The sequence below is a fragment of the Duganella sp. Leaf126 genome, assembly GCF_001423125.1.
Lineage (GTDB): Bacteria > Pseudomonadota > Gammaproteobacteria > Burkholderiales > Burkholderiaceae_D > Rugamonas.
The window spans coordinates 281572-307963 of the sequence record NZ_LMNW01000031.1 but is presented as its reverse complement, the minus strand read 5'-3'; the positions used below and the strand labels follow the sequence as shown (position 1 = coordinate 307963).

The 26392-nt window shown below is 65.2% G+C and carries 28 protein-coding genes; 17 read left to right on the top strand and 11 right to left on the bottom strand.

Features of this window, described 5'->3' with window-relative positions:
* The first annotated feature begins 33 nt into the window (after positions 1-33).
* The 6 genes from ASF61_RS14675 to motD all read left to right on the top strand — a co-directional run bounded on the left by ASF61_RS14675 (position 34) and on the right by motD (position 5936).
* Entirely contained in the window at positions 34-1098 is a 1065-nt protein-coding gene (locus ASF61_RS14675; protein ID WP_056157086.1) for a hypothetical protein, read from the top strand.
* 203 nt (positions 1099-1301) lie between these two features.
* Complete coding sequence (flhF, locus tag ASF61_RS14670; protein ID WP_056157084.1) at positions 1302-2819, top strand: flagellar biosynthesis protein FlhF; 1518 nt, start codon at positions 1302-1304, stop codon at positions 2817-2819.
* Positions 2812-3636: a hypothetical protein gene (locus ASF61_RS14665; RefSeq protein ID WP_056157082.1), complete on the top strand. Its 825-nt coding sequence runs from the start codon at positions 2812-2814 to the stop codon at positions 3634-3636. Before flhF ends, ASF61_RS14665 begins: the two co-directional genes overlap by 8 nt.
* Positions 3637-3653: 17 nt before the next feature.
* Positions 3654-4385 carry an RNA polymerase sigma factor FliA gene (locus tag ASF61_RS14660; RefSeq protein WP_056157080.1) on the top strand — a complete coding sequence of 244 codons (732 nt, stop codon included), beginning with the start codon at positions 3654-3656 and terminating at the stop codon, positions 4383-4385.
* Complete coding sequence (locus tag ASF61_RS14655; RefSeq protein WP_056157078.1) at positions 4367-5113, top strand: flagellar motor protein; 747 nt, start codon at positions 4367-4369, stop codon at positions 5111-5113. The genes ASF61_RS14660 and ASF61_RS14655 overlap by 19 nt, the downstream gene beginning before the upstream one ends.
* Position 5114: 1 nt before the next feature.
* Positions 5115-5936: a flagellar motor protein MotD gene (gene motD / locus ASF61_RS14650; RefSeq protein ID WP_056157076.1), complete on the top strand. Its 822-nt coding sequence runs from the start codon at positions 5115-5117 to the stop codon at positions 5934-5936.
* Positions 5937-6242: 306 nt separating this feature from the next.
* Here motD and ASF61_RS14645 read toward each other — a convergent pair whose 3' ends face one another.
* From ASF61_RS14645 to flgA, 3 genes are all read right to left on the bottom strand, one after another.
* A complete protein-coding gene (locus ASF61_RS14645) occupies positions 6243-6707 on the bottom strand; it encodes a flagella synthesis protein FlgN (RefSeq protein ID WP_056157074.1) in 465 nt (154 codons plus the stop codon).
* Between the two features lie 8 nt (positions 6708-6715).
* Entirely contained in the window at positions 6716-7033 is a 318-nt protein-coding gene (flgM, locus tag ASF61_RS14640; protein ID WP_056157072.1) for a flagellar biosynthesis anti-sigma factor FlgM, read from the bottom strand.
* A 107-nt stretch (positions 7034-7140) separates the two neighbouring features.
* A complete protein-coding gene (gene flgA, locus ASF61_RS14635) occupies positions 7141-7851 on the bottom strand; it encodes a flagellar basal body P-ring formation chaperone FlgA (RefSeq protein WP_056157070.1) in 711 nt (236 codons plus the stop codon).
* A 149-nt stretch (positions 7852-8000) separates the two neighbouring features.
* Here flgA and flgB point away from each other — a divergent pair, with 149 nt between their 5' ends.
* The 11 genes from flgB to flgL all read left to right on the top strand — a co-directional run bounded on the left by flgB (position 8001) and on the right by flgL (position 19079).
* The gene (gene flgB / locus ASF61_RS14630) at positions 8001-8420 is read left to right on the top strand and encodes a flagellar basal body rod protein FlgB (RefSeq protein ID WP_056157069.1); all 420 of its coding nucleotides are present in this window, start codon (positions 8001-8003) and stop codon (positions 8418-8420) included.
* A 14-nt stretch (positions 8421-8434) separates the two neighbouring features.
* Positions 8435-8845, top strand: coding sequence for a flagellar basal body rod protein FlgC (gene flgC / locus ASF61_RS14625; RefSeq protein WP_056157067.1), 411 nt, complete (start codon positions 8435-8437; stop codon positions 8843-8845).
* 11 nt (positions 8846-8856) lie between these two features.
* Positions 8857-9567 carry a flagellar hook assembly protein FlgD gene (locus ASF61_RS14620; protein WP_056157065.1) on the top strand — a complete coding sequence of 237 codons (711 nt, stop codon included), beginning with the start codon at positions 8857-8859 and terminating at the stop codon, positions 9565-9567.
* A 71-nt stretch (positions 9568-9638) separates the two neighbouring features.
* Entirely contained in the window at positions 9639-11195 is a 1557-nt protein-coding gene (locus ASF61_RS14615; protein WP_056157063.1) for a flagellar hook protein FlgE, read from the top strand.
* An 11-nt stretch (positions 11196-11206) separates the two neighbouring features.
* Positions 11207-11947, top strand: coding sequence for a flagellar basal-body rod protein FlgF (flgF, locus tag ASF61_RS14610; protein ID WP_056157061.1), 741 nt, complete (start codon positions 11207-11209; stop codon positions 11945-11947).
* Between the two features lie 81 nt (positions 11948-12028).
* Positions 12029-12811, top strand: a complete 783-nt coding sequence (gene flgG, locus ASF61_RS14605) for a flagellar basal-body rod protein FlgG (RefSeq protein WP_056157059.1) — start codon at positions 12029-12031, stop codon at positions 12809-12811.
* A 10-nt stretch (positions 12812-12821) separates the two neighbouring features.
* Positions 12822-13484 (top strand): flagellar basal body L-ring protein FlgH, encoded by a 663-nt coding sequence (locus tag ASF61_RS14600; protein WP_056157057.1) that lies wholly within the window; start codon positions 12822-12824, stop codon positions 13482-13484.
* A gap of 8 nt (positions 13485-13492) precedes the next feature.
* Positions 13493-14671: a flagellar basal body P-ring protein FlgI gene (locus tag ASF61_RS14595; protein WP_056157056.1), complete on the top strand. Its 1179-nt coding sequence runs from the start codon at positions 13493-13495 to the stop codon at positions 14669-14671.
* Between the two features lie 22 nt (positions 14672-14693).
* Positions 14694-15680 (top strand): flagellar assembly peptidoglycan hydrolase FlgJ, encoded by a 987-nt coding sequence (gene flgJ / locus ASF61_RS14590; protein ID WP_056157054.1) that lies wholly within the window; start codon positions 14694-14696, stop codon positions 15678-15680.
* Positions 15681-15830: 150 nt separating this feature from the next.
* On the top strand, positions 15831-17786 hold the full coding sequence (flgK, locus tag ASF61_RS14585) for a flagellar hook-associated protein FlgK (protein ID WP_056157052.1): 1956 nt from the start codon (positions 15831-15833) through the stop codon (positions 17784-17786).
* A gap of 33 nt (positions 17787-17819) precedes the next feature.
* The gene (gene flgL, locus ASF61_RS14580) at positions 17820-19079 is read left to right on the top strand and encodes a flagellar hook-associated protein FlgL (RefSeq protein WP_082491695.1); all 1260 of its coding nucleotides are present in this window, start codon (positions 17820-17822) and stop codon (positions 19077-19079) included.
* Between the two features lie 195 nt (positions 19080-19274).
* On the opposite strand, the gene ASF61_RS14575 is transcribed toward flgL, so the two are convergent.
* The 8 genes from ASF61_RS14575 to fliL form a co-directional block, all read right to left on the bottom strand.
* Entirely contained in the window at positions 19275-21539 is a 2265-nt protein-coding gene (locus ASF61_RS14575) for a C1 family peptidase (RefSeq protein ID WP_056157050.1), read from the bottom strand.
* Positions 21540-21608: 69 nt separating this feature from the next.
* Positions 21609-22520, bottom strand: coding sequence for a flagellar biosynthetic protein FliR (gene fliR / locus ASF61_RS14570; RefSeq protein WP_056157048.1), 912 nt, complete (start codon positions 22518-22520; stop codon positions 21609-21611).
* 7 nt (positions 22521-22527) lie between these two features.
* On the bottom strand, positions 22528-22797 hold the full coding sequence (gene fliQ, locus ASF61_RS14565; protein ID WP_056157045.1) for a flagellar biosynthesis protein FliQ: 270 nt from the start codon (positions 22795-22797) through the stop codon (positions 22528-22530).
* Between the two features lie 9 nt (positions 22798-22806).
* Positions 22807-23577, bottom strand: coding sequence for a flagellar type III secretion system pore protein FliP (gene fliP / locus ASF61_RS14560; RefSeq protein ID WP_056157043.1), 771 nt, complete (start codon positions 23575-23577; stop codon positions 22807-22809).
* A complete protein-coding gene (gene fliO, locus ASF61_RS14555; RefSeq protein WP_056157041.1) occupies positions 23574-24350 on the bottom strand; it encodes a flagellar biosynthetic protein FliO in 777 nt (258 codons plus the stop codon). Before fliO ends, fliP begins: the two co-directional genes overlap by 4 nt.
* Positions 24347-24775 (bottom strand): flagellar motor switch protein FliN, encoded by a 429-nt coding sequence (gene fliN, locus ASF61_RS14550; RefSeq protein WP_056157039.1) that lies wholly within the window; start codon positions 24773-24775, stop codon positions 24347-24349. The genes fliO and fliN overlap by 4 nt, the downstream gene beginning before the upstream one ends.
* A 47-nt stretch (positions 24776-24822) precedes the next feature.
* Positions 24823-25803, bottom strand: a complete 981-nt coding sequence (gene fliM, locus ASF61_RS14545) for a flagellar motor switch protein FliM (RefSeq protein ID WP_056157037.1) — start codon at positions 25801-25803, stop codon at positions 24823-24825.
* Between the two features lie 34 nt (positions 25804-25837).
* A complete protein-coding gene (gene fliL, locus ASF61_RS14540; RefSeq protein WP_056157035.1) occupies positions 25838-26353 on the bottom strand; it encodes a flagellar basal body-associated protein FliL in 516 nt (171 codons plus the stop codon).
* Positions 26354-26392 lie beyond the last annotated feature (39 nt).

Sequence of the window (26392 nt, the reverse complement as noted above, 5' to 3'; positions counted from 1 at the left end):
AACGCCGCCCTGTGGCAGGTCTAGACTGGCTGCATGAGCGACGATTTCGACACGCCGTGGAAAGAAGTGGTCATGCGCCACTTCCCCGAGTTCATGGCTTTCTACTTCCCGGCAGCGCATGCCCAGATCGACTGGTCGCTGCCGCACGTGTTTCTCGACCAGGAACTGGCGGCGCTGTCGCGCGATGCGGAACTGGGCAAGCGGCTGCTGGACAAGCTGGTCAGCGTGCACCGGCTGGACGGCGACGAGCAGTGGGTGCTGGTGCACCTGGAAGTGCAGGGCTGGCGCGACGCCGACTTTGCCGAGCGCATGTTCATCTACAATTACCGCGTCTACGACCGCTACCGTCACCCGGTCGCCAGCATGGCGCTGCTGACCGACGACAGCCAACACTGGCGCCCGACCAGCTTCGGCTGGCAGCAGCTCGGCTGCACGATGCAGCTTGATTTTCCGATCGCGAAAATGCAGGATTATGCCTATCTGATCGCGGACCTGCCCAGCCACGACAATCCCTTCGCCGTGGTGAGTGCGGCGCACTTGCTGGCCCAAAACACGCGCGGCGACGCCCATCGCCGGCGCATCGCCAAGTGGAAGCTGACCAAGATGTTGTACGAGCGCGACTGGGACCGTCAGCGCATCATCGACCTGTACCGGATCATGGACTGGATCATGCGCCTGCCGCCGGCGCTGGAGCAGCGCCTGCGGTCCGGCATCATTCAACTGGAAAGGAGGACTGCCATGACATATCTATCTTCTCTCGAACGGATAGGCATGGAAATCGGCCACGAGAAAGGGCTCAAGGAAGGCCGCGAGAAAGGCCGCGAGGAAGGGCGCAAGATAGGGCTTTCCGAAGGACTGAACGAAGGACTCAACGAAGGACTCAACGAAGGGCGCAAGAAGGGCTTGAATGAAGGCTTGCAGCAGGGTCAGCGGCGCGGTTTTGCCGAGCTGCTGGCATTGCAGTTGCAAACACGCTTCGGTCCGCTCGACGCATCGATACAGGCGCGCCTCGACGGTGCCGATCTCGGGCAGCTCAGCCGCTGGGCTGAAAACTTCGTCTACGCAGACTCCCTCGCCGCCGTCTTCCGCGCCGAATAGCCGGCGCAGAAATGGGCCGTTCCGAAATGCGGCCCATTTCCCTGCCTGTTCATCAGATCGTTTCCTGAGTGCATCGACAATAATGGCACTGTCCGAGTGATAGAAGCGTCGCAGCCGCGCGACGCATCGCTCAAGCTACAGGAGTCATCGATGGCCTACATTACCCTGCCAACCCGCGTCAGCCAGTTCCTGGGGAGCCGGCCATGAACGTGAAAAAATTTACCGCGCCCACGTCGCGCGAGGCGTTGCGCAAGGTGCGCGAATCGCTGGGTCCGGACGCCGTGATCCTGTCGAATCGCCAGGCCGACGGCATGATCGAAATCCTGGCCCTGGCCAACGACGATGCCGCCTCGCTGACGATGCCGGCGCCGCATTCGCCGATGGCCGGTCCGGCCCCGTCGCTCGACCTCGACGCCGCGCTGGCCCAGCGCAACGAGCGCCTCGATGCGCGCCTGGAACCGCATTTCGACGACGCCGCACCGCGCCTGGTCCCGGGCCTGGCGCCGCGCCAGGCGCAGCCGATGCAGCCGATGCAGGCAACCCAGCCGGCCCAGCGGCCCATCCAGCAGGCTTCACAGCAGGCGACGCGCCGCGTGGTCGCCTCGCCGTCGTCGTACGCCACCAAGACCGCCGCAGCTGCCGCTGCGGCGCCATCGGCGCCGGTCCAGCCGCGCGCACCGCAGCTCGATGCCGACCAGGTCAGCGCCATGGTGGCTTCGGCCGTGGCCAGCGCCAAGCAGAATGCCGCCGCGGAAATGCAGGACATGATGAGCGAAATCCGCGCGATGCGCGGCATGATGCAGACCCAATTGGCAGAGATCGCTTGGGGCAGTACCCAGTCGCGCGAGCCGCACAAGGCTGCCGTGCTGCGCGAAATGCTGGCCGCCGGCTTTTCGGCCAGCCTGGCGCGCTACCTGATCGACAAGCTGCCGGCCGGCCGCGACACGGCCGAAAGCATGCGCTGGATGAAGACCGTCCTCACCCGCAACCTGTCGGCCATGGCCAACGAGGATGCGCTGATCGACCAGGGCGGCGTGTTCGCCCTGGTGGGGCCGACCGGCGTCGGCAAAACCACCAGCACCGCCAAGCTGGCCGCACGCTGCGTGATGCGCCACGGCCCGGACAAGCTGGCCCTGATCACCACCGACGCCTACCGGATCGGCGCCCACGAGCAGCTGCGCATTTACGGCAAGATTCTCGGCGTGATGGTGCACTCGGTGAAGGACGAGGCCGACCTGCGCATCGCCCTCAAGGAATTGCGCAACAAGCACACGGTGCTGATCGATACGGTGGGCGTGAGCCAGCGCGACCAGATGGTCACCGAGCAGGTCTCGATGCTGCAAGGCGCCGGCTCCGACGTCAAACGCCTGCTGTGCCTGAACGCCACGGCCACCCAGGAGACCCTGTCGGAAGTGGTCCGGGCCTACCAGGGCAGCGGCCTGGCCGGCTGCATCATGACCAAGCTCGACGAAGCGGCCGCGATCGGCAACGTGCTTGACGTGGTGATCCGCCATAAGCTCAACCTGTTCTATGTCTCGAACGGCCAGCGCGTACCGGAAGACCTGCACCTGGCCGATCCGGCCTACCTGATCGACCGCGCCTTCAAGCTCAAGCGCGACGTGGCAGGCACCCAGTACCTGGACAGCGAATTGCCGCTGCTGATGTCCGGTCAGGCAGGCCTGGCCGGCCATAACACGATGCGCGAGGTCCACCTTGGCTAATTTCGATTTCGACCAGGCCGAAGGCCTGCGCCGCATGCTGGCGGGGCCCAAGCCCCGCATCGTCACCTTCCTGTCGGCCACGGCGCAGGACGACAAGGGCGCCATGCTGGTCAACCTCGGCGCGTCGCTGGCCCGGGCCGGCAACGACGTGCTGCTGATGGATGCCTGCGCCAGCGCCCACGGCGTGGCCAGCCGCCTCGGGCTCGACGGCGGCGCCAGCCTGCTCAACGTGGCGCGCCAGGAGTGCGCGCTGAACCAGGTGATCCACCAGGCGCCGCAGGGCTTTTCGGTGGCGTCGATGACGCGCGGCATGCCGCGCAGCGGTCCCGACGACACCCGGCGCCTGGCCAAGGCCTTCGATGTGCTGGTCAAGCAGACCGGCGTGGTGATCGTCGATGGCGAGTTCGACGGCGACGCGTTTCCGGTGCCGGTCATGGCCAGTTCCGAGATCGTGGTGCAGGTGTCGGCCAACGCCGGTTCGATCAAGGCAGCGTACAGCCTGATCAAGCAACTGCAGCAGGAACTGGGCCGCCGGCCGTTCGGAATTCTCGTCACCGGTGCATCGGAAGCCGAAGCGAAGTTGGTTTACGATAATATGGCAGCAGCTGCCAGCCGTTACCTGGCCGTCAACCTTGTCTCGATGGGCTCGGTGCCGGCCGATGAATACCTGCAGCGCGCCGCGCGGTTGGGGCGCGCGGTCGTGGATGCGTTCCCGCTGGCCGGTGCATCGGTGGCCTTTCGTCAACTGGCGGGGCGCTTCGCGCTGGCTGGCTCGCCTACTTTCCAGACGGGGAGCGGCACTCACTTTAGCGCTTGAAAGTAAAACAATAGGCTATGTACACGGTCAAAGGGAAAGCGGACAAGAACACCTTGCTGACGGAGCACATGCCGTTGGTCAAGCGCCTTGCCCATCATATGAAGGCAAAACTGCCCCCCAGCGTAGAGGTCGATGATCTGGTACAAGCCGGCATGATCGGGCTGCTCGACGCCATCAACCGTTACGAAGAAACCCATGGTGCGCAGTTCGAAACCTACGCCGTGCTGCGCATCCGCGGCGCCATGCTCGACGAGCTGCGCACCAGCGACTGGCTGCCGCGCTCGATGCGCCAGAACATGCGCAAGATCGAAGCCGCCATGAGCACGCTGCAACAGAAGCTCGGCCACCCGCCGACCGAATCGGAAGTGGCCAAGTCGCTCAAGCTGTCGCTGTCGGACTACCAGGACATGCTGTCCGACGGCGGCGGCCACCAGCTCGTGTACTACGAGGATTTTCATGACGACGACGGCAACGACAGCTTTCTCGACCGCTACTGCTCCGACGAAGAGTCCGACCCGCTGCGCGCGCTGCTCGACACCGACTTCCGCCAGGCCGTGATCGACGCCATCGAGGTCTTGCCCGAACGCGAGAAGATCCTGATGGGGTTGTACTACGAGGAGGAACTGAACTTGAAAGAAATCGGCGCCGTGATGGGCGTATCGGAATCGCGCGTCTCGCAGCTGCATACGCAAGCCGTGGCGCGCCTGCGGGCCAACCTCAGGGAGAAGGCATGGACTGGGCCAGCATAGCCGGTGTCGTCATTGCGCTGATCGGCATCGCCATCGGCCAGACCATGGAAGGCGGCAAGCTGTCCTCGCTGGTGCAGCCGGCCGCGTTTGCCATCGTGGTGGTCGGCACCTTCGGCGCCGTGCTGCTGCAATCGAAATTGCGCACCTTTGTGCGCGGCATGAAAATGCTGCGCCTGGTGTTCGCGCCGCCACCGGATACCCGCGCTGCGCTGGCGCGCGATATCAGCGCCTGGAACCTGGCCGCGCGCCGCGACGGCCTGCTCTCGCTCGAGCGTCACATGCTGGCGGCCAAGGACAAGTTCAACAGCAAGGGCTTGCGCCTGATCGTCGATGGCATCAATCCTGACAAGCTGCGCCAGCTGCTCGACACCGAGATCACCGCCTACGAGACCGAGCAGCGGCTGGCCGTGCGCGTGTGGGAGTCGGCTGCCGGCTACGCGCCCACGATCGGCATCCTGGGCGCCGTGCTGGGCCTGATCCACGTGATGGAAAACCTGACCGATCCGACCAAGCTGGGCGCCGGTATCGCGGTGGCCTTCGTCTCGACGATTTACGGCGTCGGCCTGGCCAACCTGTTCTTCTACCCGATCGCCAACAAGCTCAAGGCCATCGTCAACCAGAATGTGCACCAGCAGGAAATCGCCGCTGCCGTGTTCTACGACATCGCCACCGGCGACCACTCGCGCGTGATCGAAGAGCGCATCGCCACCTTGCTGCGCGAGCACTGACATGCACTACCGGCGCGCCCGCAAAAAATTCGACGAGGACATCGAAAACCACGAGCGCTGGCTGATCTCGTACGCCGATTTCATCACCTTGCTGTTCGCGTTCTTCGTCGTGATGTACGCGATCTCGTCGGTCAACATCGGCAAGTACAAGGTGTTTTCGGACGCGCTTGGCGACGCCTTCGGCGGCGCCGGTGCTTCGCCGCCGGTCAACACCCAGGTGCCCAATTTACCGATTCCGAATCCCGCCCTGAAACGCCGCAGCGAGCTGCTCAAGCAGGAGCGGCAGGAGATGACCAGGCTGGCGCAGGACCTGTTGTCCACGCTGGCGCCGCTGGTCAAGGAAGGCAAGGTGCGGGTCACGCAGAACAGCCGCGGCGTCAGCGTGGAAATCAATGCCAGCGTGCTGTTCGACCCGGCCGACGCGCGCCTGACGCCGGAATCGGTGGAAGCGCTGCGCGCGGTCGGCGAGCTGCTCAAGAACGACACGCATAACGTGCAGGTCGAAGGCCATACCGACGATCTGCCGATCAGCAATGCGCAATTCCCGTCCAACTGGGAACTGTCGTCGGTGCGCGCCAGCAGCGTGGTGCGCCTGTTCGTCGAGGCCGGCGTGGCGCCCAAGCGCCTGACGGCCGTGGGCTTCGGCTCGAACGTGCCGGTCGCCTCGAACGACGACCCCATCGGCCGCGCCCGCAACCGCCGGGTGGCCGTGACGATCCTGTCGGGCTTGCCCGATCCGGTGACCGAATTACCAACCGACGCCACGCCAGTAACCGCCCCAACAGTAACACCCGCCGCAACGCCGACACCAGCCCCTCGTTAAGCACAACGTACGCCCAGACCGTCCGCATAGAAAGTGCACAGCAAACGTACGCCCAGACCGCACGCGTAGATAGCACGCAGGGAACGGGCACATAGAACGTACGCATAGAGCGCGAGCATCCGAAAGATGGCCCGAACCGCCCAGGACGAGGCGCAGCCGCGCAGGCAGTACGCAAGCAAGCGTTTTGTCCGAACATCAGTACGCAAAAGATGGCCTGAACCGCCCAAGACGAGGCGCAGCCGCGCAGGCAGTGCGTGAGCACGCCAAGCGACTGCAACGAAGTATTGGGTGGCTTCAGGCCATCTTTTAGCCGGCGAGGAAGCCGCGGCTGCGTGGAATCGGGTTGGACATGCCGGTGGCGCTATAGGTCTGGCCGCCGGTGGCGGGGCGCAGGGCGGCGAGGGCGCCCTGGGTGTTGCTGATCTGCTTGTTGATCAGCATGCCGTTGATGCGGTTGAGTTCCTTGGCTTCGCGCGTGGTGTCGAGCAGGGCGGTCCAGGCGTCGGCGATCTGGTCGTCGCCGCTGGCGGCGATCCACGCCTCCATGCCCGCTTCTTCGGCCGGGAAACCGGCTTTTGCCAGGGCGCGGTGGCGCTGGGCCGACAGCAAGGTCATCTGGCTGATCAGTGCGGTTTTTTTACTGGTGACGCCATCCAGGGCTTCGATCTCCGCCGATACCAGCATCTGCTGCTCCTGTTTGAGCAAGTCCAGCAAGGTGGTCATGATGTGCGCTTCTTCGCGCAGGTTGTCGAGCGGTGTGACCGTGGTCATTATTTATCCTAACGTTTTCTGGAATGCAGCAGATCCTTGACCGTGTCGAGCAAGCCATCCGCCACTTTTTCCGAGTTGACCTGGAACTGCCCATCGGCAATTGCCAGCTTGATGCGTTCCACCTTCTTGCTGTCGAACACGGCGCCCGCGCCATTGGTCGCGCTCGCTGCCATGGCCTGGCCTTGCGGCGACAGCCGGACACTGTCGGTGGCCGCCGGCGTGGACGACTGCACTGCCGTTTCCGCGCTGCGGGTGGTGGCCGGCGACGGGCTGTTGGCGCCAGGCAGGCTTGGCGGATTCTTTAACGTTGTATCGTTGATTTTCACAGCAACTTCCTTCACTGGGTGGAGTGCGATACTCCGGGATCTGAGTCTATAACGGCGCGCGTCTGAGAAACTTTAGCGCGGCCCCGACCGAATCCGGTCCTCCCCCGTCAGAACGCCACTTCCACCAGTCCGCCCTGTTTGGCGATGCCGCTGATCTGTTGCCCTGAGGCAGTTTTTACCCGTACCACTTGGCCGTCGATGGCCGTGCTCATGGCGCGCGCCTCGGCCGAGACGCTGAAGCCGCTGCCGCTCGATACCAGCCTGACCAGCTGGCCCGGTTGCACCACCGGCTTGCTGCGCAGGGTATCGAGACGCAAGGGAGTGCCTGGTGGCAATGATGCATTGGTACTACGCCCTATTACCTGGCTGACATCGGTGGCCACGCCGGCCGGCAGGCTGGTCAGGTCGCCCTGCATCACCACCAGCTGGCGCTCCTCGATTTCCTGGCCCTGCACCAGCGGCGCTGCGCTGGCGACGTAGTCGCCCATCACGGTCACGCTTGCCTGTACATACAGGGTCCAGGCCGATGGCGCCGTGCAGCGCACGCCCACCGTGGTCTTGCCCCAGGCGCGCGCGCCCGGCGAAAAGAATGCCTGCGGGGCAGGGCAGGCGGCCAGGTTCAGGCGCGGATCGATGGCGCCGACGGCCACCGTGACCTGGCCCGGCAAGCCGCCGCTCTGGACCTTGAGGAATTCTTCGACGGTGCGCTTGATGGCGGCGGCGTCCTGCCGGCCAGGTGTCTGCGCCTGGGCCGGCATCGACAGTGCGGTCGCGGTCAAGGCGGCGGTCATCAACAGTGTAACGAGACGTGGGGTCATGGTGCAGGCCTTCCATTCAATGCTGCCATGATAGAGAACTGCGCCGCGCCCGAAGCGTGGAATAGGGTGGAAAAGCCGCTGCTGCTCGTTTGATGGCTGGGAGAAACATCTCCGTATCATCGATCCTGTTCTCATACCCGGAGGCCACCATGCTTTCCAAACTCGACGACTATATGCGCTTTAACGAATCGGCCCTGAACCTGCGCGAAAAGCGCCAGGCCGTGCTCGCTTCGAATATCGCCAATGCCGACACGCCCAATTACAAGGCGCGCGACATCGACTTTGCCAGCGCCATGAAGGCGGCCGTGGACAAAGCCACGCCGACGGCCAGCCTGAAGACCACCGCGCCGCGCCACTTCGCCAATCCGCCGACCGACGGCGGCGTGCTCGGCGACGGCACCCCGCTGCTGTACCGCGGCGTGGTGCAGGGCGCCGTCGATGGCAACACGGTCGACATGGACGTCGAGCGCAACCAGTTCGCCGACAACGCGGTGCGCTACGAAGCCGGTCTCACCATGATCAACGCCCAGATCAAGGGCATGATGAACGCGCTGCAGTCCGGTAACTGAGGAGGAACCTGATCATGTCATTGTTCAGCATATTCAACGTTTCCGGATCGGCCATGAGCGCCCAGGCCCAGCGCCTCAATGTCACCGCGTCCAACCTGGCCAATGCCGACAGCACCACCAGTGCCACCGGCGAAGCGTATCGCGCGCGCCAGGTGGTGTTCGAGGCCACGCCGCCGACCAACGACGGCGCCTCGACCGGGGTACGGGTCAAGCAGGTGGTGGAAGACCAGTCGCCGATGAAGATGAAGTACGACCCGCAAAATCCGCTGGCCGACGACAAGGGCTATGTGACCATGCCCAATGTGAACCCGGTCGACGAGATGGTCAACATGCTGTCCGCGTCGCGCTCCTACCAGAACAACGTGGAAGTGATGAACGCCGCCAAATCGATGTTGAACAAGACCCTGACCATCGGTCAGAACTGACAGGAATAATCATGGCAATCGCCGGCATTATCGATACGCCCAAGGCTGCAGCCACCAACTCGGTGGCCACCAGCTCCGCCACCAGCACCACGTCCACCGACAGCGTGCAGGCCGACCAGGACAAGTTCATGCTGCTGCTGGTCACGCAGCTGAAGAACCAGGACCCGCTCAACCCGATGGACAACGCGGCCATGACCAGCCAGCTGGCCCAGCTGTCCACGGTGACCGGCATCAACAAGGTCAACGCCACGCTGGAATCGCTGCGGGCCGACCAGGCCAGCGCGCAGTCGATGACGGCGACCAACCTGATCGGCAAGGGCGTGCTGGTGGCCGGCAAGGGCATCGAGCTGAGCACCAACACCGCTGCCGACGGCACCAAGTCCAACAGCAGCGTGTTCGGCATCGAACTCGGTTCGGCAGCGGACGCGGTCGACATCAACATCATCGACAGCAGCGGCAAGACGGTGCGCACCATGAGCATGAAAGGCACCGACGCCGGCACCTACCCGCTGACCTGGGACGGCACCAAGGACGACAAGACCGTGGCGGCAGCAGGCAACTACACGTTCACGGTCAAGGCCACCAGCGGCGGCAAGGCGCTCGAGAACGCCACGCCGCTGCAGCTGACGGCAGTCGCCAGCGTTTCCACCGGCAGCGCCGGCGTCAAACTCAATACCTCGCTCGGCCACTTCACCTTGGCCGATGTGAAAGAAGTCTTGTAGTCGCATCCTGCAATTGCCGATCCCAGATTGCAGTTGCGTACACTTAAAAATCACCTCGATAGGGGAATACCATGTTCCAACAAGGACTGAGCGGCCTGAACGCTGCATCGAAATCGCTGTCGGTTATCGGCAATAACATCGCCAACGCCAGCACCGTCGGCTTCAAGAGTTCCGAAGCCCAGTTTGCCGACCTGTACGCCAATTCGCTCAACGGCGTGTCGGGCCAGAACCCGGGCATCGGCGTGATGACGTCCAAGCTGGCCCAGCAGTTCACCCAGGGCAATATCGAGACCACCAACAACCCGCTCGACGTGTCGATCAATGGCGGCGGGTTCTTCCGCCTGACCGTCAACGGCGCCGTGCAGTATTCGCGCAACGGCCAGTTCCACGAAGATAACAAGCACACGCTGGTCAATGCCCAGGGCGCGGTGCTGACCGGCTACCTGGCCAACACGGCCGGCGTGATCCAGCTCGGCGCACCGGTGCCGCTGGTGCTCGACAAGTCGGACCTGAAACCGGTGCAGACCACCGAAGCGAACTTCCACCTGAACCTGAGTTCGGCCGAGAAGGTGCCTGCCAAGAATCCGTTCAACGCCAATGACCCGGAAACCTACAACAAGCAGACCGTGCTCGACGTGTACGACAGCCTCGGCACCCAGCACATCATGACCACCTATTACGTCAAGACCGACGCCAACGTGTGGGACGTGTATGCCGCTGCCGACAACAAGGAAATCATTTCCGCCGGCGTTGCTGCCGCGATCAACAACGACGCCGGCGTCGGCACTGCCCGTACCGCCTACAACGACGCCATCCGCGCCACGCCGCCCGACGCCGCCACCATCGCCACCGCTGCCAAGAATTACGCCACGGCTGCCTACAACGTGATGCGCACGGCCGCCTCCACCGCGCCGGCCCAGGCCAGCGCTGCCCAGCTCGCCGCGCTCGATACCGCCTACACCGCGCTCGATCCGACCAACTCGGGGCAGATCACGGGCCTGTCGCCCGATGACATCAACGCCAAGCTCGGCGACGCCATCACGGTGCCCGCCGTCAAGGTCGGCACGCTGCAGTTCGACCGCAGCGGCAACCTCGACCAGGGTGCGATGGCGCTGCGCAATCCGCCGCAAACGCTGCCGTTCCAGATCCAGCTGCCGATCTTCCCGGACACCGGCTCGCTGCAACCGCTGACGGTGGCCACCACCTTCAACAACACCACCCAGTACGGCAGCGCCACCAACGACCTCGGTTCGGAACAGAATGGTTATTCGGCCGGCTCGTGGCAGCGCCTGTCGATCGACGAGAACGGCATCATCCTGGGCCAGTACAGCAACGGCAAGTCGCGCCCGATGGGCCAGATCGCCATGGCTAACTTCGCCAGCGTCGATGGCCTGACCCCGCTGGGCAACAATGCCTGGTCCGAAAGCGCCGCGTCCGGCCAGCCGATGGTCGGCGTGCCGAACGCCGGCTCGATGGGGCAATTGCGTTCGAGCTCGGTGGAAACCTCGAACGTCGATCTGACCGAGGAGCTGGTCAACATGATCACGGCGCAGCGCGTGTACCAGGCCAATGCGCAGACCATCAAGACCGAAGACTCGCTGCTGCAGACGCTGGTCAACCTGCGCTGATGAGGTAAACCATGGACCGTCTGATCTATACCGCGATGACCGGTGCGCGCCACGTGATGGAGCAGCAGGCCACCGTGTCGAACAACCTGGCCAACGCCACCACCAACGGTTTTCGCGCCCAGCTCGATTCGTTCCGGGCGGTGCCGGTGATGTCGGACGGTCTGCCCACGCGCGCCTTCGTGGTCGATTCCACGGTCGGCTCCAGCTTTGCCGCCGGGCCGATGCAGACCACCGGCCGCGCGCTCGACATCGCCATCCGCGATCAGGGCTGGCTGGCGGTGCAGTCGGCCGACGGCTCGGAGGCGTACACCCGCAACGGCAGCCTCAAGGTCAACGAGAACGGCCTGCTGCAAACGAGCAGCGGCCTGACCCTGATCGGCGACGGCGGCCCGATCGCGGTGCCGCCCGACACCAGCATCACGATCGCCAGCGACGGCACGGTCAGCACCGTGTCCAACGAGTTCCAGCCGGGACCGTCGAACGTGCTCGGCCGCCTGAAACTGGTCAATCCACCCACCGCCGGCCTGCTGCGCGGTGACGACGGCCTGTTCCGCCAGGCCGATGGCACGCCGGCCCAGAACGACCCGGCCGTGCGCGTCGTCGATGGCGTGATCGAGGGCAGCAATGTCAATCCGGTCGATTCCATGGTCAACATGATCAGCCTGGCAAGGCAGTTCGACATGCAAATGAGCCTGTTGAAGAACGCCGAGAATAACGCCGCAAAAGCCACCCAGATCCTCGCTTTAGGTTGACCCCGGCTCCCGCATAATGCTGTGGTGGGATGAGCGTTTGCCGCGGTGGCAAACCCCCATCCGCGCTACGGGAGAAGGATCATGATACGTTCACTTTGGATCGCCAAGACCGGCATGGAGGCGCAGCAGACGCAGCTCGACGTCACTTCGCACAACCTGGCCAACGTCAGCACCACCGGTTTCAAGAAGTCGCGCGCCGTGTTCGAGGATCTGCTGTACCAGAACATCCGCCAGCCGGGCGGCCAGTCGTCGCAACAGACCAACCTGCCTTCGGGCATGCAGCAGGGTACCGGTGTGCGCCCGGTGGCCATCGAGCGCATCCACACCCAGGGCAACCCGCAGGCAACCGGCAACGACAAGGACATCATGGTCAACGGCGCCGGCTTCTTCAACGTGCTGCTGCCCGATGGCACCACCGCCTACACCCGCGACGGCTCCTTCCAGCGCGATAACAACGGCCAGATGGTCACCTCCAGCGGCTTCGTGCTGCAGCCGCCGATCACGATCCCGATCGAAGCGCAGAACATCACGGTCGGCCGCGACGGCACCGTCTCGGCGCTGGTGCCGGGCACGGTGGCGCCGCAGCAGCTCGGCGCGCTGCAGCTGTCCACCTTCATCAACCCGACCGGGCTGGAGTCGAAGGGCGAAAACCTGTACGTGGAAACGGGCGCCTCGGGCGCGCCGCAAACCAACACGCCCGGCACCAACGGTCTCGGCGTGATCCTGCAGGGCTACGTGGAATCGTCGAACGTCAACGTGGTCGAGGAAATGGTCAACATGATCCAGAGCCAGCGCGCCTACGAAATCAACTCCAAGGCCATCACCACGTCGGACCAGATGCTGGCCCGCCTGTCGCAGCTGTAAGGAAACCGCCATGAAATCCGCCTCCCTCGTCCTGCTCACGGTTGCCGTCGCGGCGGCCGGCTGCGCCAACGTCACGCCCACCTCGATCGTCGATACGCCGCGCACCGCGCGCCCGCTGACCACCGAGCAGATGCAGGTCAAGCCCACCAGCGGCGCCATCTACCAGGGCGGCAATTTCCGGCCGATCTTCGAAGACCGCCGCGCGCGCCAGGTCGGTGACGTGCTGACCCTGGTGATCACCGAGCGCACGACCGCCAACAAGGCCGGCACCAATTCCGCCAACAAGGCCAGCGCCGTCAGCATCGGCCTGCCCAAGCCCTTGCAGGGCACGTTCGGCAACCCGCTGGCGATCAACAACAACAACAGTTTTTCCGGCGCCGACAACCAGACCGCCAGCAATGCCTTTACCGGCACCATGGGCGTGACCGTGGTCGAGGTTCTGCCGAACGGCAACCTGATCGTGGCCGGCGAAAAGCAGGTGGCGATGAACAAGGGCGTGGAATTCATCCGCTTCTCCGGCATGGTCAATCCCGACAACATCGCCACCGGCAACACCGTTTCCTCGACCGCCGTGGCCGATGCCCGCGTCGAGTACCGCACCAGCAGCCAGGTGGACAAGGCGGAAGTGGCGTCGATGATGTCGCGCTTCTTCCAGAGCATCCTGCCGTTCTGAGGCCGATCATGAAATATTTCCAGACAAATCACGGCGTCCAGCGCGCCGCCGCCGCGTGCAAGCGCGCAGCGATCGTGGTGGGCATCATCGTCGGCAGCATCGTGTTGTCGCTGCTGATGGCGCGACCGGCCGAGGCCGAGCGCCTGCGCGACCTGGCCAGCATTGCCGGCGTGCGCCAGAACCAGCTGCTCGGCTACGGCATTGTGGTCGGCCTGGACGGCAGCGGCGACCAGACCACGCAAACCCCGTTCACCGTGCAAAGCGTGGTGTCGATGTTGCAGCAACTGGGCGTGAACCTGCCGCAGGGCACCCAGCTGCAACTGAAGAATGTCGCGGCCGTGATGGTGACGGCCTCGCTGCCGCCGTTCTCGCAGCCGGGCCAGACGCTCGACATCACCGTCTCGTCGATGGGTAACGCCAAGAGCTTGCGCGGCGGCACGCTGCTGATGACGCCGCTGAAAGGCGCGGACGGCCAGGTGTATGCCATGGCCCAGGGCAATGTGCTGGTCGGCGGGGTCGGTGTGCAGGCCGGTGGTGGCGGTGGCGGCAATTCGCTGGTGATCAACCACCTGAGCGTGGGCAAGATCTCGGCCGGCGCCACGGTGGAACGCGCGGTGGCGTCGAGCCTGGGCGAGGGCAATATGATCCGCCTCGAACTCAATACGGCCGACTTCGCAACGGCAAGCCGCGTGGTGGACGCGATCAACGACAAATACGGCGCCGGCATTGCCTACGCGCTCGACGGCCGCGTGATCCGCGTGCAGGCGCCCAGCAGCAGCGACCAGCGCGTGAGCTTCATCGGCACCTTGCAGGACATGAACGTCAACCCGGCCGAGCAGCCGGCCAAGGTGATCATGAATGCGCGCACCGGCTCGGTGGTGATGAACCGCGCCGTGACGCTGGAGACGTGCGCCATTTCCCATGGCAATATGTCAGTATCGGTCACGTCCGATCCGCAGGTCAGCCAGCCCAATCCGCTCTCGGGCGGCTCCACGGTGGTCACCCAGAACCAGAACGTGGCCATCAAAAAAGACGGTGGCAAGGTCATGATGGTCAAGGGCGGCGCTTCGCTGGCCGAAGTGGTCAAGGCCCTCAACGCCATCGGCGCCACGCCGCAGGATCTGCTGTCGATCCTGCAGGCCATGAAAGCTGCCGGGTCGCTGCGCGCCGAGCTGGAAATCATCTAAATGGAAATGCGGGAAGAACGCCATGACCAGTCAAAACGCCAATATCTCTAATTCCGTCGGCAACGACCTGTCGCGCAAGTTCGCGCTCGACGTCAAGGACATGGGCAGCCTGCGCCAGGGTGCGCGGGCCGGCACGCCCGAAGCGCTGAAAGGGGCCGCCACCCAGTTCGAGGCCATGTTCGTCAACAGCATGCTGAAAACCATGCGCGACGCATCGCCCCAGGACAGCCTGACCAACAGCGACCAGACCAAGATGCTCACCGGCATGCAGGACCAGCAGACCGCCCAGAACATCGCCAAGCGCGGCATCGGCCTGGCCGACATGCTGGTGCGCCAGCTCGGCCAGAAGGACAAGGCGCTGGCCGTGGGCGGCGCCGGCGATCCGACCGACGGCGCCAATGCCGGCAGCTTTGCCGGCATGGCCAGCCTGATGGACGCCCGGCTGCAAAAGGCGATTGCCGCTGCCGGCGGCACGGCCAAGGCGGCTGCCAAGGTGGACGCTGCGGCAGACGCCAAGACCGCCGCACCGGCGCGGCGCGGCTCGCAGGCGCCGCACGTGGTGAGCTTCCAGGAAAAGCTGTCGGCGCACGCGGACGAGGCCAGTGCCGCCACTGGCATTCCGGCCAAGTTCATGCTGGGCCAGGCCGCGCTCGAGAGCGGCTGGGGCAAACGCGAGATCAAGGGCCGCGACGGCACCAACAGCAACAACCTGTTCGGCATCAAGGCCACGCCTGACTGGAAAGGCAAGGTGGTCGAAGCGACCACGACCGAATACGTCAACGGCCGCGCCCAGACCAAGGTGGAGCGCTTCCGCGCCTACGACAGCTATGCCGACAGTTTCAAGGATTATGCGCGCCTGATCACCGATAACCCCCGGTACGAAAAAGTGCTGGCGAGCGCCGGCGACGCCAGCGCGTTTGCCCAGGGCTTGCAGAAGGCCGGCTATGCCACCGACCCGCAGTACGCGTCCAAGCTCACTAGCATCATAAAACGCTCGCTGGCCGGTTGAGTCCGTCCAGGGCGTCTTGCAGCGCCCCAGCCCGCAAACCAGGCTGCAAGCACGGCAAGGCGCCGCCACGACGCCATGGGCAGGTTGAAACACCCGCTCAAGTTTGCCGGCGCACTGCCGTAAACCCTAGCAACATAAAGTGAAACCATCATGAGTCTACTGAGCATCGGCAGAAGCGGTTTGTTGGCGGCCCAGGTCGGATTGTCCACGACCGGCAACAACATCACCAACGCAAACGTGCCCGGCTACTCCCGCCAGGGCGTGGTGCAGACCGACACGCCTTCGCAAAACACGGGCGCCGGGTTTGTCGGCACCGGTACCGAAGTGTCCACCGTGCGCCGGTACTACGACAATTTCCTGGCCAACCAGCTGCGCGGCGCGGAAACCAACCAGGCGTCGCTGGAAACCTATTACAAGCAGATTTCGCAGATCGACAACCAGCTGGCCGATCCGACGGCCGGCCTGTCGCCGGTGATGCAGGATTTCTTCAACGGCGTGCAGAACGCCACCGCCAACCCGGCGTCGGCAGCCGCGCGGCAATCGATGCTGTCGACCTCCGAGTCGCTGGCCGCCCGCTTCCAGGGCATGAGCGCGCGCCTGAACGAGATTTCCGATGGCGTCAACAGCCAGATCGTGTCCAACGTGGGCGAGATCAACTCGTATGCGCGCCAGATCGCCGACCTCAACAACACCATCTCCGGCCTCAGCTCGGGCGGCGACCTGCCGAACGACCTGCTCGACCACCGCGACCAGCTGATTACCGAGCTGAACAAGCTGGTCAAGACCACCGTGGTGCAGGGTGACAACAATTCGCTGACCGTGCAAATGGGCACCGGCCAGCCCCTGGTGGTGGGCAATACCGCGTTCAAGCTGGGCACGGCCCAGGTGGCCAACGATCCGTCCAAGATGTCGGTCGGTTACCAGACCGACAATGGCAAATTCACGCCGCTGCCCGACAAGGTGCTGACCGGCGGCCAGCTCGGCGGCCTGCTGGAATTTCGCAACACGTCGCTCAATGGCGCACAAAACCAGCTGGGCCAGATCGCCGCGTCGCTGGCCACCAGCTTCAATGCCCAGCACCAGCTGGGCCAGGACCAGAACGGCGCGCTGGGCGGCAACTTCTTCAATCCGATCCAGGCTTACGTCAATCCCAACTCGAACAATGCGCCGCAAAGCACGGCCGAAGTCACCGGCACGGTGGTCGATGCCGGCGCGCTGACCGCCAGCGACTACAGCGTCGATTACGATGGCACCAATTTCAACGTCAAGCGCCTGAGCGACGGCCAGGTTACGCAGATCAATCCGTTCCCGCAGACCACCCCGCAGGTGATCGACGGCGTGGCCTACAGCATCAGCGGCACGCCTGCACAGAACGACAACTTCCTGGTCCGCCCGACCTACACCGCCGCCAAGGACCTGAGCGTTGCCATCAACGATCCGACCAAGATCGCGCTGGCCGCGCCGGTGGCGACCGGCGCGCCGGTCGCCAATACCGGCAATGCCAAGATCTCGGCCGGCACCGTGGACAAGAACTACCTGACGGCCGGCAACGCCCTGACGTCGCCGGTGACGCTGACCTTCGACAAGACGGCCGGCACCCTGAGCGGTTTCCCGGCCGGCCAGGCCGTGACGGTGACCAATAACGGCAACAGCACCACGTATCCGGCAGGCACGGCCGTGCCGTACACCGATGGCGCGGCCATCAGCTTCGGCGGCGTCAGCTTCAATATCACGGGCACGCCGGGCAATGCCGACACCTTCACGGTCGGCCCCAATACCAGCGGCGTCGGCGACAGCCGCAACGGCGCCTTGCTGGCCGGCCTGCAGGCCAAGAACGTGATGAACAACGGCACCGCCACCTTCCAGGGCGCCTACGCCCAGGTGGTCAACGTGGTGGGCAACAAGGCGCGCGAAGCGCAGATCGGTATGAACGCGGCCGATGCCGCCGTGGTGCAGGCAACCAAGGCGCAGCAGAGCGTGTCCGGCGTGAATCTCGACGAAGAGGCTGCCAACCTGCTGCGTTACCAGCAGGCCTACCAGGCGGCAGGCAAGGTCATGCAGATCGCCAGCACCCTGTTCGACACCTTGCTCACGCTTGGCCGATGAACAATGACAGCAGAATTTTGACGAGGTAGCACCATGGTCATGCGCATCAGTACCAAAACCATCTACGACGTCGGTGTCGGCCAGATCAGCGGGCTGCAATCGTCGCTGGCCCGCACCCAGCAGCAGCTCTCCACCGGTCGCAAGAACCTCACTGCCGCCGACGACCCGATCGCCAGCGCGCGCGCGCTGGAAGTGACGCAGTCGGCCGGCATCAACGAGCAGATGGTAACCAACCGCAGCAATGCCAAGGGTCTGCTGTCGCTCGAAACGGTGGCGCTGCAAACTTCCACCGGGCTGATGAATGACATCAAGGAACTTGCCGTCAAGGCCGGCGCCGGCAGCCTGTCGCAGGCCGACCGCGAATCGATCGCCGTCGAGCTCGAAGGCCGCAAGGCCGACCTGCTGGGCCAGGCCAACACGGCCGATGGCGCCGGCGGCTATGTCTTCTCGGGCTATAAATCGACCACGCTGCCGTTCACGCCCACCGCCAACGGCGTGGTGTACAACGGCGACCAGGGGCAACGCCAGCTGCAGGTAGGATCGACGCGCACGGTCGCGATCAGCGATTCCGGCTCGTCCGTGTTCGAAAACAACCTGACCGGCAATGGCCGCTTTGCCACCGGCGCTTCGCCGGCCAACTACGACCGTGGCGGCAGCGGCATCATTGCACCGGGCTCCGTCACCGATCCGACCAAGCTGACCGGCAACAAGTACCAGATCGATTTCCAGGTCACGCCGGCCACGCCCGGCACCCCGGCAGCCACCACCTACACCATCACCGACCTGACCCTGAACCAGCCGGTGCCCGCCACGCCGGTGCCGGCGGTGCCGGTCCCGTATGTCAGCGGCCAGGCCATCGCCTTCGACGGCATGACCTTCGACATCAAGGGCGCGCCCGCCAACGGCGACCAGTTCTCGGTCGAGCCATCGACCAAGAAGTCGGTATTTACCGCCATCGACGACATGATCAAGGCCTTGCGCGCCCCGGGCACCGGCGCCGCTGGCCAGGCCAGCCTGACCAATGCCCTGAACCAGGCCCAGAACAGCATCGACAACACGGCCGACAACATCCTGTCGGTGCAGGCAGCGGTCGGTTCGCGCCTGAAGGAACTCGATTCGCTCGACAGCGCCGGCGACGACCTCAAGCTGCAATACGCGACCGTGCTGTCGGACTTGCAGGATGTTGATTACGTGGCCGCCATCTCGATGTTCACCCAGCAGTCCACCACGCTCGACGCGGCGCAGAAGTCGTTCAAGTCGCTGTCCGGCTTATCGCTGTTTAATTACATCTGACGGTAATGTCGTTGAGTTAAGGTCTTCCTCTCCGTCGTACCTGCAAAGGCGGGGTCCCAAGTGCTGCGCGATGCGTCGCCATGTCAGCCACATTGGGGCCCCGCCTGCGCAGGGACGACGTTTTTACGCGAACCGAGTGACTTTTCGCCCGGCTTCACCGCATCGACATCTGATGGCAGTTGCGCGGCTGCGTCCCTAGTAATCGAGATCCGTGACCGGCGCTGCCAGCGCCGCGTCCGGCGAGCGGCCGAGCACGCGGTTGATGGTGCGGCCCAGGATCACGATATCGTTGTCGAACGCGCTGTGGCTGGGCTTGACCGCGCGCTGCAGCGAGACCGGCATGCGCATGGCGCTCACTTCGCACGCGGGCGCGCCGTCGGCCTGGGCCGGCAGGGCCGCCACCCAGGCGCGCCAGGCCTGCACCGCCGGCCAGTCGTCGGGCCGCCACAGGTCGTCGTCCGGGTGCAGGGCCGACGGGTCGAGCGGGTGCTGCAAGCCCGCCAGCGGCGTCTTGCGCACTTCCTCGAATCCGCGCGCCACCAGGTACAGCAGCGATTTGCCGTACGGTCCCACCGTATCGTTGCGCTCGGCGACGTCGGACAGCACGTGCAGCCAGAAACGGTCGCGCGGCACCACGCCCGCGTCCACCGCCGCGACGAAAGTGCGCTGGGCAAACGCCAGCGAGCAGGCCGGTGCATACAGCGTGACCGAGGCCACCGGCAGTTGCGCGGCCCGGCACAGGTCGAGCAGGTGGCCATGGACGAAGGCGCCGGCAGAGTGGCCGGCCAGGTGGATTTCCAGCGCCGGGTGCGCCTGCCGCAAGCGCACCAGCGCCGCCGACAGCAGCGCCAGCGCACCGCCGTCCTGGGCGGCCATGGCAGCGTTGTTTTTCATTTCGCGCCATATCCAGCGGACCTGGTGGGCGATGATTTCCAGCAAGCCATCCTTGGCGTCGCCCAACGCGCTGCCAAGACCGTCCTGGGCAGGCGCCGGGGTGCCGCCCACGGCGTTCTGCAGCACGTCGCCCAGCGTTTCGAGCAAGCCCGTGCGCCAGGTGTAGAACAGCGGGTAGATGCCGTTGGCGGCAAAATACGGCCCCATCGTGCGCACGCGCTGCAGCGACGCCGCTTCCGAATTGAGGCCGCCATGGGCATAGATCACCAGCTTCGGCGCCGCGCTGCTGTTGTCGGCATTGTGAGCCAGCTGAGCCAGCCAGGCGCCCAGGCCCTCGTTCACCACCACGTCCACCAGGTCGGCGGCCCGGCCGATATCGGGCCGGGTGCTGCGCAGCACGCCGTTGTTGCCGCTGACCAGCGTGTGGGCATAGGCGGTGGCGGTGGACCAGGGCAGCACGCTGACCAGCGCCGGGTTGGGCGGCGCCGGTGGATCGGCGCTGGCCAGCGACGGTCCCGGGCAGCGCGACTTGGCGGCAAGCGCGCCGGCCGTGCTGCTGCCGGGGCGGCAGGCGACCGCGGACACAGCTGCTGCACCGGGGGGACTGGCGTTCCCGGCAGCGTCTGCGCCATGCCCGGATGCCATGCCGGGCACGGTGGCGACCGCCGCTGTCATGGCTGCCTGCGGTACACCGAGCGCCGCCACCCAGCAGTCGAGGCCGTTGATGCGCCAGTCGTCGTAGCGCAAGACGGCAAAGCCGCGCGCGCCCCAGTCCTCGCCCCAGGAATTCTGCACCACGAAGCCGTACGCGTTGTAGCCGATGATGGCGAATGCGTGGTTGCCGGCTCCAGCCGGCATGCCGTCCCAGGCGATCACCGGCAGCTCGCCATGGCTGGCCGGCAGCGCCGTACTGGCGGGCACCGCGAGCCAGCCGGGGTGGACGGTGGCTGAGACGTACAGCGCGCCGATGGCGTGCAGGGCGGCCTGCATGTCGGTGATGGCGTCGCTGTCCACGCGGTAATACACACCGAGCGGACGGGTGGCGGCGTCTGCCGCCCAGCGCGGGTCGGGACGGTAGCCGCTACGGACATCCTGATCACCGGCGTCCTGGCCAGCCTGGTCGGGATGGACGCTGGCCCGCCACAGCGGTGCCAGGCAACTGCCGTGCTTGCTCCAGCCCTTGATGGCGCCCCGGCAACTCGATCCCTCGTATTCCTCACCCGGCCATTCGTCGTAGAAGCGCGCCAGGTCGTACAACATCTGCGGGCTGACGCCGGCGCCGCCGCCGATACCGCCGGCGCCGTCGCGCTGCCACAGCAGGAAATTGACCACGGCCGCCAGGCCGTAACCGGTGCACGCGCCCTGGTTGCCTTGCGCGCCCTGGTCCAGCACCAGTCCCTGGCGGATGTAATCGGGCAGCAGCTGGCGCAGGCGCGTTTCTGCAGGCCACTGCGGCGGCAGGGCGGACACGGGCGGCGCGTAGGGACGGTCGCGCAGGTCGAGACGGTCGGCGCGGGCGTCGAGACGCACGCTCTGGTTGTCGAACTGGAGAAGGCGGGTGGGCATGCGCGTGACCGGTGGTGGACTTGCAAACAGTCTACGAAAGAAGCGGGCCCAGGACAACCGCCACGCGTGCTATCGGATCGTGCCGGCCGCAGGTGCCGGCGTGGCAGGCGGCGCCGGTACCGCTGGCGCCTGCGGGGCCGGCACGTCCGGTCCCGGCACTGCGGGCGCCGGTGGCACCGGCACCACCGGCGGCACCCGTTCGTGCCAGGTGCGCGGCATCAGGCGCGCATGTTCGATGCCGTTCAGGAACAGGTTCTGCATCGGCTGTACCAGGTAGGGCAGGGTGACCGCCACCACCAGCAGGCCGACGCCGAGCGTGATCGGGAAGCCGATGCCGAACAGGTTCAATGCGGGGGCGGCGCGCGTCAAAATGCCCAGCGCCACGTTGGTCAGCAGCAGTGCGGCCACGATCGGCATCGACAGTTGCACACCGGTGCTGAACACGGTGGCGCCCCAGTCGGCCATCTGCTTGAGACCGCCGCTATAGATGGGGCTGGCCGAAATCGGCAAGGTGCTGAAGCTTTCCACCAGCACCGACAGCAGCACCAGGTGGGCGTTCACCGACAGGAAGGCCAGCGTGGCCACCAGCGACAGGAACTGGCTGATGGCCGACGAGCGGCCGCGCGTATTGGGATCGAAAAAGGTGGCGAAGCCCAGGCCCATGGTCAGGCTGGAAATCTCGCCGGCCATCTCCACTGCCGCGAACACCACGCGGATGGTGAAACCGATCGCCACGCCCACCAGCATTTCCTGCACCAGGATCAGCAGGCCGGCCCACGACAGCGGCTCGACCGCCGGCGCGGCCGGCACGGTGGGGGCGACGATCATCGCCAGCAGCACGCCGAGCATGACCTTGACGCGCGCCGGCACCGCGCTGTTGCCGAACAGGGGCGCGGCAGCGATCATGCCGAGGATGCGGGTCAGCGGCCACAGCAGACTTGCGATCCAGATGTTCAGGTCGCTGCTGGCGATGGTGATCATGAAACCGTCAGCCGACCAGGTTGGGGATGCCGCCGAACACCTCACGCATGTAGTCGAGCATGATCGACAACATCCACGGCCCGGCCACCACCAGCGCCACGAACACCCCGACCAGCTTGGGAATGAACGACAGCGTCGATTCGTTGATCTGGGTGGCGGCCTGGAAGATGCTGACGATCAGGCCGATCACCAGCGCCACCAGCAGCAGCGGGGCCGCGATCATCAGGGTCACTTCCATCGCATGGCGGCCCAGGGTCATCACGCTTTCCGGTGTCATGGGCGTCCCTCAGTAAAAGCTCTGGGCCAGCGAACCGAGCAGCAACTGCCAGCCGTCGACCAGCACGAACAGCATCAGCTTGAACGGCAGCGAGATCACGGCCGGCGACATCATCATCATCCCCATCGCCATCAGCACCGAGGCCACCACCATGTCGATGATCAAGAACGGGATGAAGATGGCAAAGCCGATCTGGAACGCCGTTTTCAGTTCGCTGGTGACGAAGGCCGGCACCAGGATCCGCAGCGGCACGTCTTCCGGCCCCTGCATCGCCGGCGTACGCGACAGCTTGGCAAACAGCGCCAGGTCGGCCTGGCGCGTCTGCTTGAGCATGAACGCTTTCAGCGGCGCCGCGCCCTTGTCGAGCGCCTCGCTCATGTTGATCCGGCTTTCCTGCAGCGGCAAATAGGCTTCGGTGTAGATCTTGTCGAAGGTGGGGCCCATCACGAACAGGGTCAGGAACAGCGCCAGGCCCACCATCACCTGGTTCGGCGGCGCCGACTGCGTGCCCAGCGCCTGGCGCAGCAGCGACAGCACGATGATGATGCGGGTAAAGCACGTCATCAGCAGCAACGCGGCCGGGATGAAGCTCAGCGCCGTCATCAGCAGCATGGTCTGCAGCGGCAGCGTGTAGCTGGTGCCGCCGCCCGGGGCCGGGGTGGCAGTCAGCGCCGGGATGCCCACGCTCGACTGCGCGGCCGCCAGCAGCGGCAGCGCCAGCGCGCCGCCCAGCAGCAGGCCGGTGACGATTTTCAGGTGACTACGATGATGGCGCATCATGGCTTGCCGCTGTCAAACGGGCCGGCCTTGCCGCCCTGGCGCTTGTCGAGCGTGTGCTTGATCCAGTCGGCGAAACTGGCCGGCGCCGCCATCGGCTGGCTGCCCGGTGCCGCTTCCGGAGCTTCCTGGCGCGCCATGGTGGCCAGCGCGTTCATGCGGCCGGGCGAGGCGCCGACCACGATCCATTGCTCGCCCACTTCCACCACCAGGATGCGTTCGCGCGCGCCCACGCTGAGCGCGCCGACCAGCTTGACGGTATTGCTGCCGCCGCCGAAGCCGCGCGGCCCGAAGCGCTTGAGCAGCCAGGCGGCGCCCAGCAGCAGGGCGATGACGAAGGCCAGCGCAAACGTGGTCTGCAGCAGGCCGCCGCCGGTGGCGGCGTTCGAGTAGGGGGCGGCCGGCACGCCCAGCGGCGCGCGCGCCGGGTTGGGCGCGGCAGTGGTCTCGCTACCGGCAGCTGGCGCTGCGCTGGCGTCGGCAGCGGTCGCTGCCGGTGGGGCGGATGCAGGGACCGTGACGCGGTCGTCGGCAGGAAGCACTGGCGCCGCAGCGCTTGTGGCCGCACCGGCCGGCGCGGCAGAAGTTGTGGCCGCACCGGCCGGCGCGGCAGTCACGCCAGCCGCCGCTGCGGCAGTACCGGGCGCTGCCGTGGTGGCGGCCGCTGGCTGGGTGGCGGGTGTCGGTTGCTGGGCTAGGGCGGGCGCGCCGGCCATGGTGGCCAGCGCGGCGGTCAGGATCAGGGCGGGGAGGGAAACAGCGCAGGTGTGCTTCATTTATTCAGTTTTCGGATGCGTTCGGACGGCGTGATGATGTCGGTCAGGCGGATACCGAACTTGTCGTTGACCACCACCACCTCGCCCTGGGCGATCAGGCAGCCGTTGACCAGCACGTCCATCGGCTCGCCGGCCATGCCGTCGAGTTCCACCACCGAACCCTGCGCCAGCTGCAACAGGTTCTTGATGGCGATCTTGGTGCGGCCCAGTTCGACCGTGAGCTGGACCGGGATATCGAGGATGAAGTCGATATCGTTATGGGTTTCGTTCTTGCTGGGCGTGCTCGAAAAATCCTTGAAGACGGCTGCCGACGCAGCCTGCTGCGACTGCTGGGCGGCCAGCGCCGCCGCTTCCGCCTCGGCCTGCTCGGCGATGGCCGCGCCCCATGGGTCATCCATGTTCTGGTCGTCTTGATTGTCCGACATGTTGCTCTCCTGTGTAGCGGTGACCGGCGCCTGAAAGCGCCGGCGTGTTATTTGAGGTTATCGGTATTGGCCAGCAGCTTTTCCACCTTGAGCGCGTACTGGCCGTTCATCACGCCATAGCTGCAATCCATGACCGGCACGCCGTCCACGGTGGCGGAAATGAATTCCGGGATCTGCAGTGGAATGATGTCGCCGACACGCATGTTCAGGATCTCGTCGAAATTGACCTTGGCCGTGCCCAGCGACGCGACCACCTCCACCTCGGCGATCTGGATCTGCTGCGTCATCAGGCGGATCCAGCGCTTGTCGACTTCGAGCGCCTCGCCCTGCAGGCTCGAGGTCAGCGAATCGCGGATCGGCTCGATCATCGAGTAGGGCATGCAGAAGTGGATCTGGCCCGACACCGAACCGAGTTCCACCGTAAACGTGGACGCCACCACCACCTCGTTCGGGGTGGCGATGTTGGCGAACTGGGTGTTCATCTCGGACCGGATGTATTCGAACTCGACCGGGTACACCGGTTCCCACGACTTGGTGTAAGCCTCGAACACGATGTCGAGGATGCGCAAAATGATGCGCTGCTCGGTCTGGGTAAAGTCGCGGCCCTCGACGCGCGTGTGAAAACGGCCGTCGCCGCCGAACAGGTTGTCCACCAGCAGGAATACCAGGCCCGGGTCGAACACCATCAGCGCCGTGCCGCGCAGCGGCTTCATGTGCACCAGGTTGAGGTTGGTGGGCACCACCAGATTACGGATGAATTCGCTGTACTTGGACACCCGCACCGAGCCGACCGAGACCTCGGCGCTGCGGCGCAGGAAGTTGAACAGGCCGACGCGCAACAGGCGCGCGAAGCGCTCGTTGATGATCTCCAGCGTCGGCATGCGGCCGCGGACGATGCGTTCCTGGGTGGCCAGGTTGTAGGTGCGGACGCCCGCGACATCTTCCTGCGCCTGGGCATCGTCCTGGTCGCCGTTGACACCCTTCAGAAGGGCATCGACTTCTTCCTGGGAGAGAAAATTATCGGCCATGGTGTGACTGCCTGCTTCGCTTGAGTGACGCTACTTACTGAATGATGAACGCGGTAAACAGCACATCGACGACGTCCTGCTTTTCGCCGCGCTGCTCGAGTGGTTCGCTGGTCTGCTCGACGATTTCCTTGGCCAGCTGCATCTTGCCGGCGGGCGTGTTGATGTCGGCCGCGCGCTTGCTCGACAGCAGCAGCAGCACCCGGCTGCGCACCTTGGCCATATTGGTCTTGAGGTTTTCCTTTTCCTCGGCGCTGCCCACTTCCAGCGTGAACGCCAGTTGCAGATACTGCTCGCCGCCGTCTTCGCCCGGTTGCAGGTTGACCGTGAACGGATCGACCGGCAGGTATTCGGGCGGCCCCGCCTTCTTGTCCTTTTTCTTCTTCTTGGCCGGGGCTTCTTCCTCGTGCGCCGCATCGCCCTTGTCGTGCATGAAATACCAGGCGGCGCCACCGCCACCGGCGCCCAGCACCAGTACCAGCGCCACGATGATGATGATCAGCTTCTTGCTGCCGCCGCCTGCCGGCGCTTCCACTTTCTGATCAGCCTTCATTTTTGGGTTCGCTTTCAAAAAAAATGCCCCTGGGTGTTA

Coding starts and splice junctions, on each gene's coding strand:
- motD (WP_056157076.1), top strand. CDS start 5,115: ATGCACTACCGGCGCGCCCGCAAAAAATTCGACGAGGACATCGAAAAC.
- ASF61_RS14620 (WP_056157065.1), top strand. CDS start 8,857: ATGGCAATCGCCGGCATTATCGATACGCCCAAGGCTGCAGCCACCAAC.
- ASF61_RS14615 (WP_056157063.1), top strand. CDS start 9,639: ATGTTCCAACAAGGACTGAGCGGCCTGAACGCTGCATCGAAATCGCTG.
- flgL (WP_082491695.1), top strand. CDS start 17,820: ATGGTCATGCGCATCAGTACCAAAACCATCTACGACGTCGGTGTCGGC.
- flgJ (WP_056157054.1), top strand. CDS start 14,694: ATGACCAGTCAAAACGCCAATATCTCTAATTCCGTCGGCAACGACCTG.
- ASF61_RS14655 (WP_056157078.1), top strand. CDS start 4,367: ATGGACTGGGCCAGCATAGCCGGTGTCGTCATTGCGCTGATCGGCATC.
- flgG (WP_056157059.1), top strand. CDS start 12,029: ATGATACGTTCACTTTGGATCGCCAAGACCGGCATGGAGGCGCAGCAG.
- ASF61_RS14600 (WP_056157057.1), top strand. CDS start 12,822: ATGAAATCCGCCTCCCTCGTCCTGCTCACGGTTGCCGTCGCGGCGGCC.
- fliL (WP_056157035.1), bottom strand. CDS start 26,353: ATGAAGGCTGATCAGAAAGTGGAAGCGCCGGCAGGCGGCGGCAGCAAG.
- ASF61_RS14675 (WP_056157086.1), top strand. CDS start 34: ATGAGCGACGATTTCGACACGCCGTGGAAAGAAGTGGTCATGCGCCAC.
- flhF (WP_056157084.1), top strand. CDS start 1,302: ATGAACGTGAAAAAATTTACCGCGCCCACGTCGCGCGAGGCGTTGCGC.
- fliO (WP_056157041.1), bottom strand. CDS start 24,350: ATGAAGCACACCTGCGCTGTTTCCCTCCCCGCCCTGATCCTGACCGCC.
- fliR (WP_056157048.1), bottom strand. CDS start 22,520: ATGATCACCATCGCCAGCAGCGACCTGAACATCTGGATCGCAAGTCTG.
- fliN (WP_056157039.1), bottom strand. CDS start 24,775: ATGTCGGACAATCAAGACGACCAGAACATGGATGACCCATGGGGCGCG.
- flgF (WP_056157061.1), top strand. CDS start 11,207: ATGGACCGTCTGATCTATACCGCGATGACCGGTGCGCGCCACGTGATG.
- ASF61_RS14575 (WP_056157050.1), bottom strand. CDS start 21,539: ATGCCCACCCGCCTTCTCCAGTTCGACAACCAGAGCGTGCGTCTCGAC.
- fliP (WP_056157043.1), bottom strand. CDS start 23,577: ATGATGCGCCATCATCGTAGTCACCTGAAAATCGTCACCGGCCTGCTG.
- fliM (WP_056157037.1), bottom strand. CDS start 25,803: ATGGCCGATAATTTTCTCTCCCAGGAAGAAGTCGATGCCCTTCTGAAG.
- flgA (WP_056157070.1), bottom strand. CDS start 7,851: ATGACCCCACGTCTCGTTACACTGTTGATGACCGCCGCCTTGACCGCG.
- ASF61_RS14660 (WP_056157080.1), top strand. CDS start 3,654: ATGTACACGGTCAAAGGGAAAGCGGACAAGAACACCTTGCTGACGGAG.
- fliQ (WP_056157045.1), bottom strand. CDS start 22,797: ATGACACCGGAAAGCGTGATGACCCTGGGCCGCCATGCGATGGAAGTG.
- flgB (WP_056157069.1), top strand. CDS start 8,001: ATGCTTTCCAAACTCGACGACTATATGCGCTTTAACGAATCGGCCCTG.
- ASF61_RS14595 (WP_056157056.1), top strand. CDS start 13,493: ATGAAATATTTCCAGACAAATCACGGCGTCCAGCGCGCCGCCGCCGCG.
- flgK (WP_056157052.1), top strand. CDS start 15,831: ATGAGTCTACTGAGCATCGGCAGAAGCGGTTTGTTGGCGGCCCAGGTC.
- flgC (WP_056157067.1), top strand. CDS start 8,435: ATGTCATTGTTCAGCATATTCAACGTTTCCGGATCGGCCATGAGCGCC.
- ASF61_RS14645 (WP_056157074.1), bottom strand. CDS start 6,707: ATGACCACGGTCACACCGCTCGACAACCTGCGCGAAGAAGCGCACATC.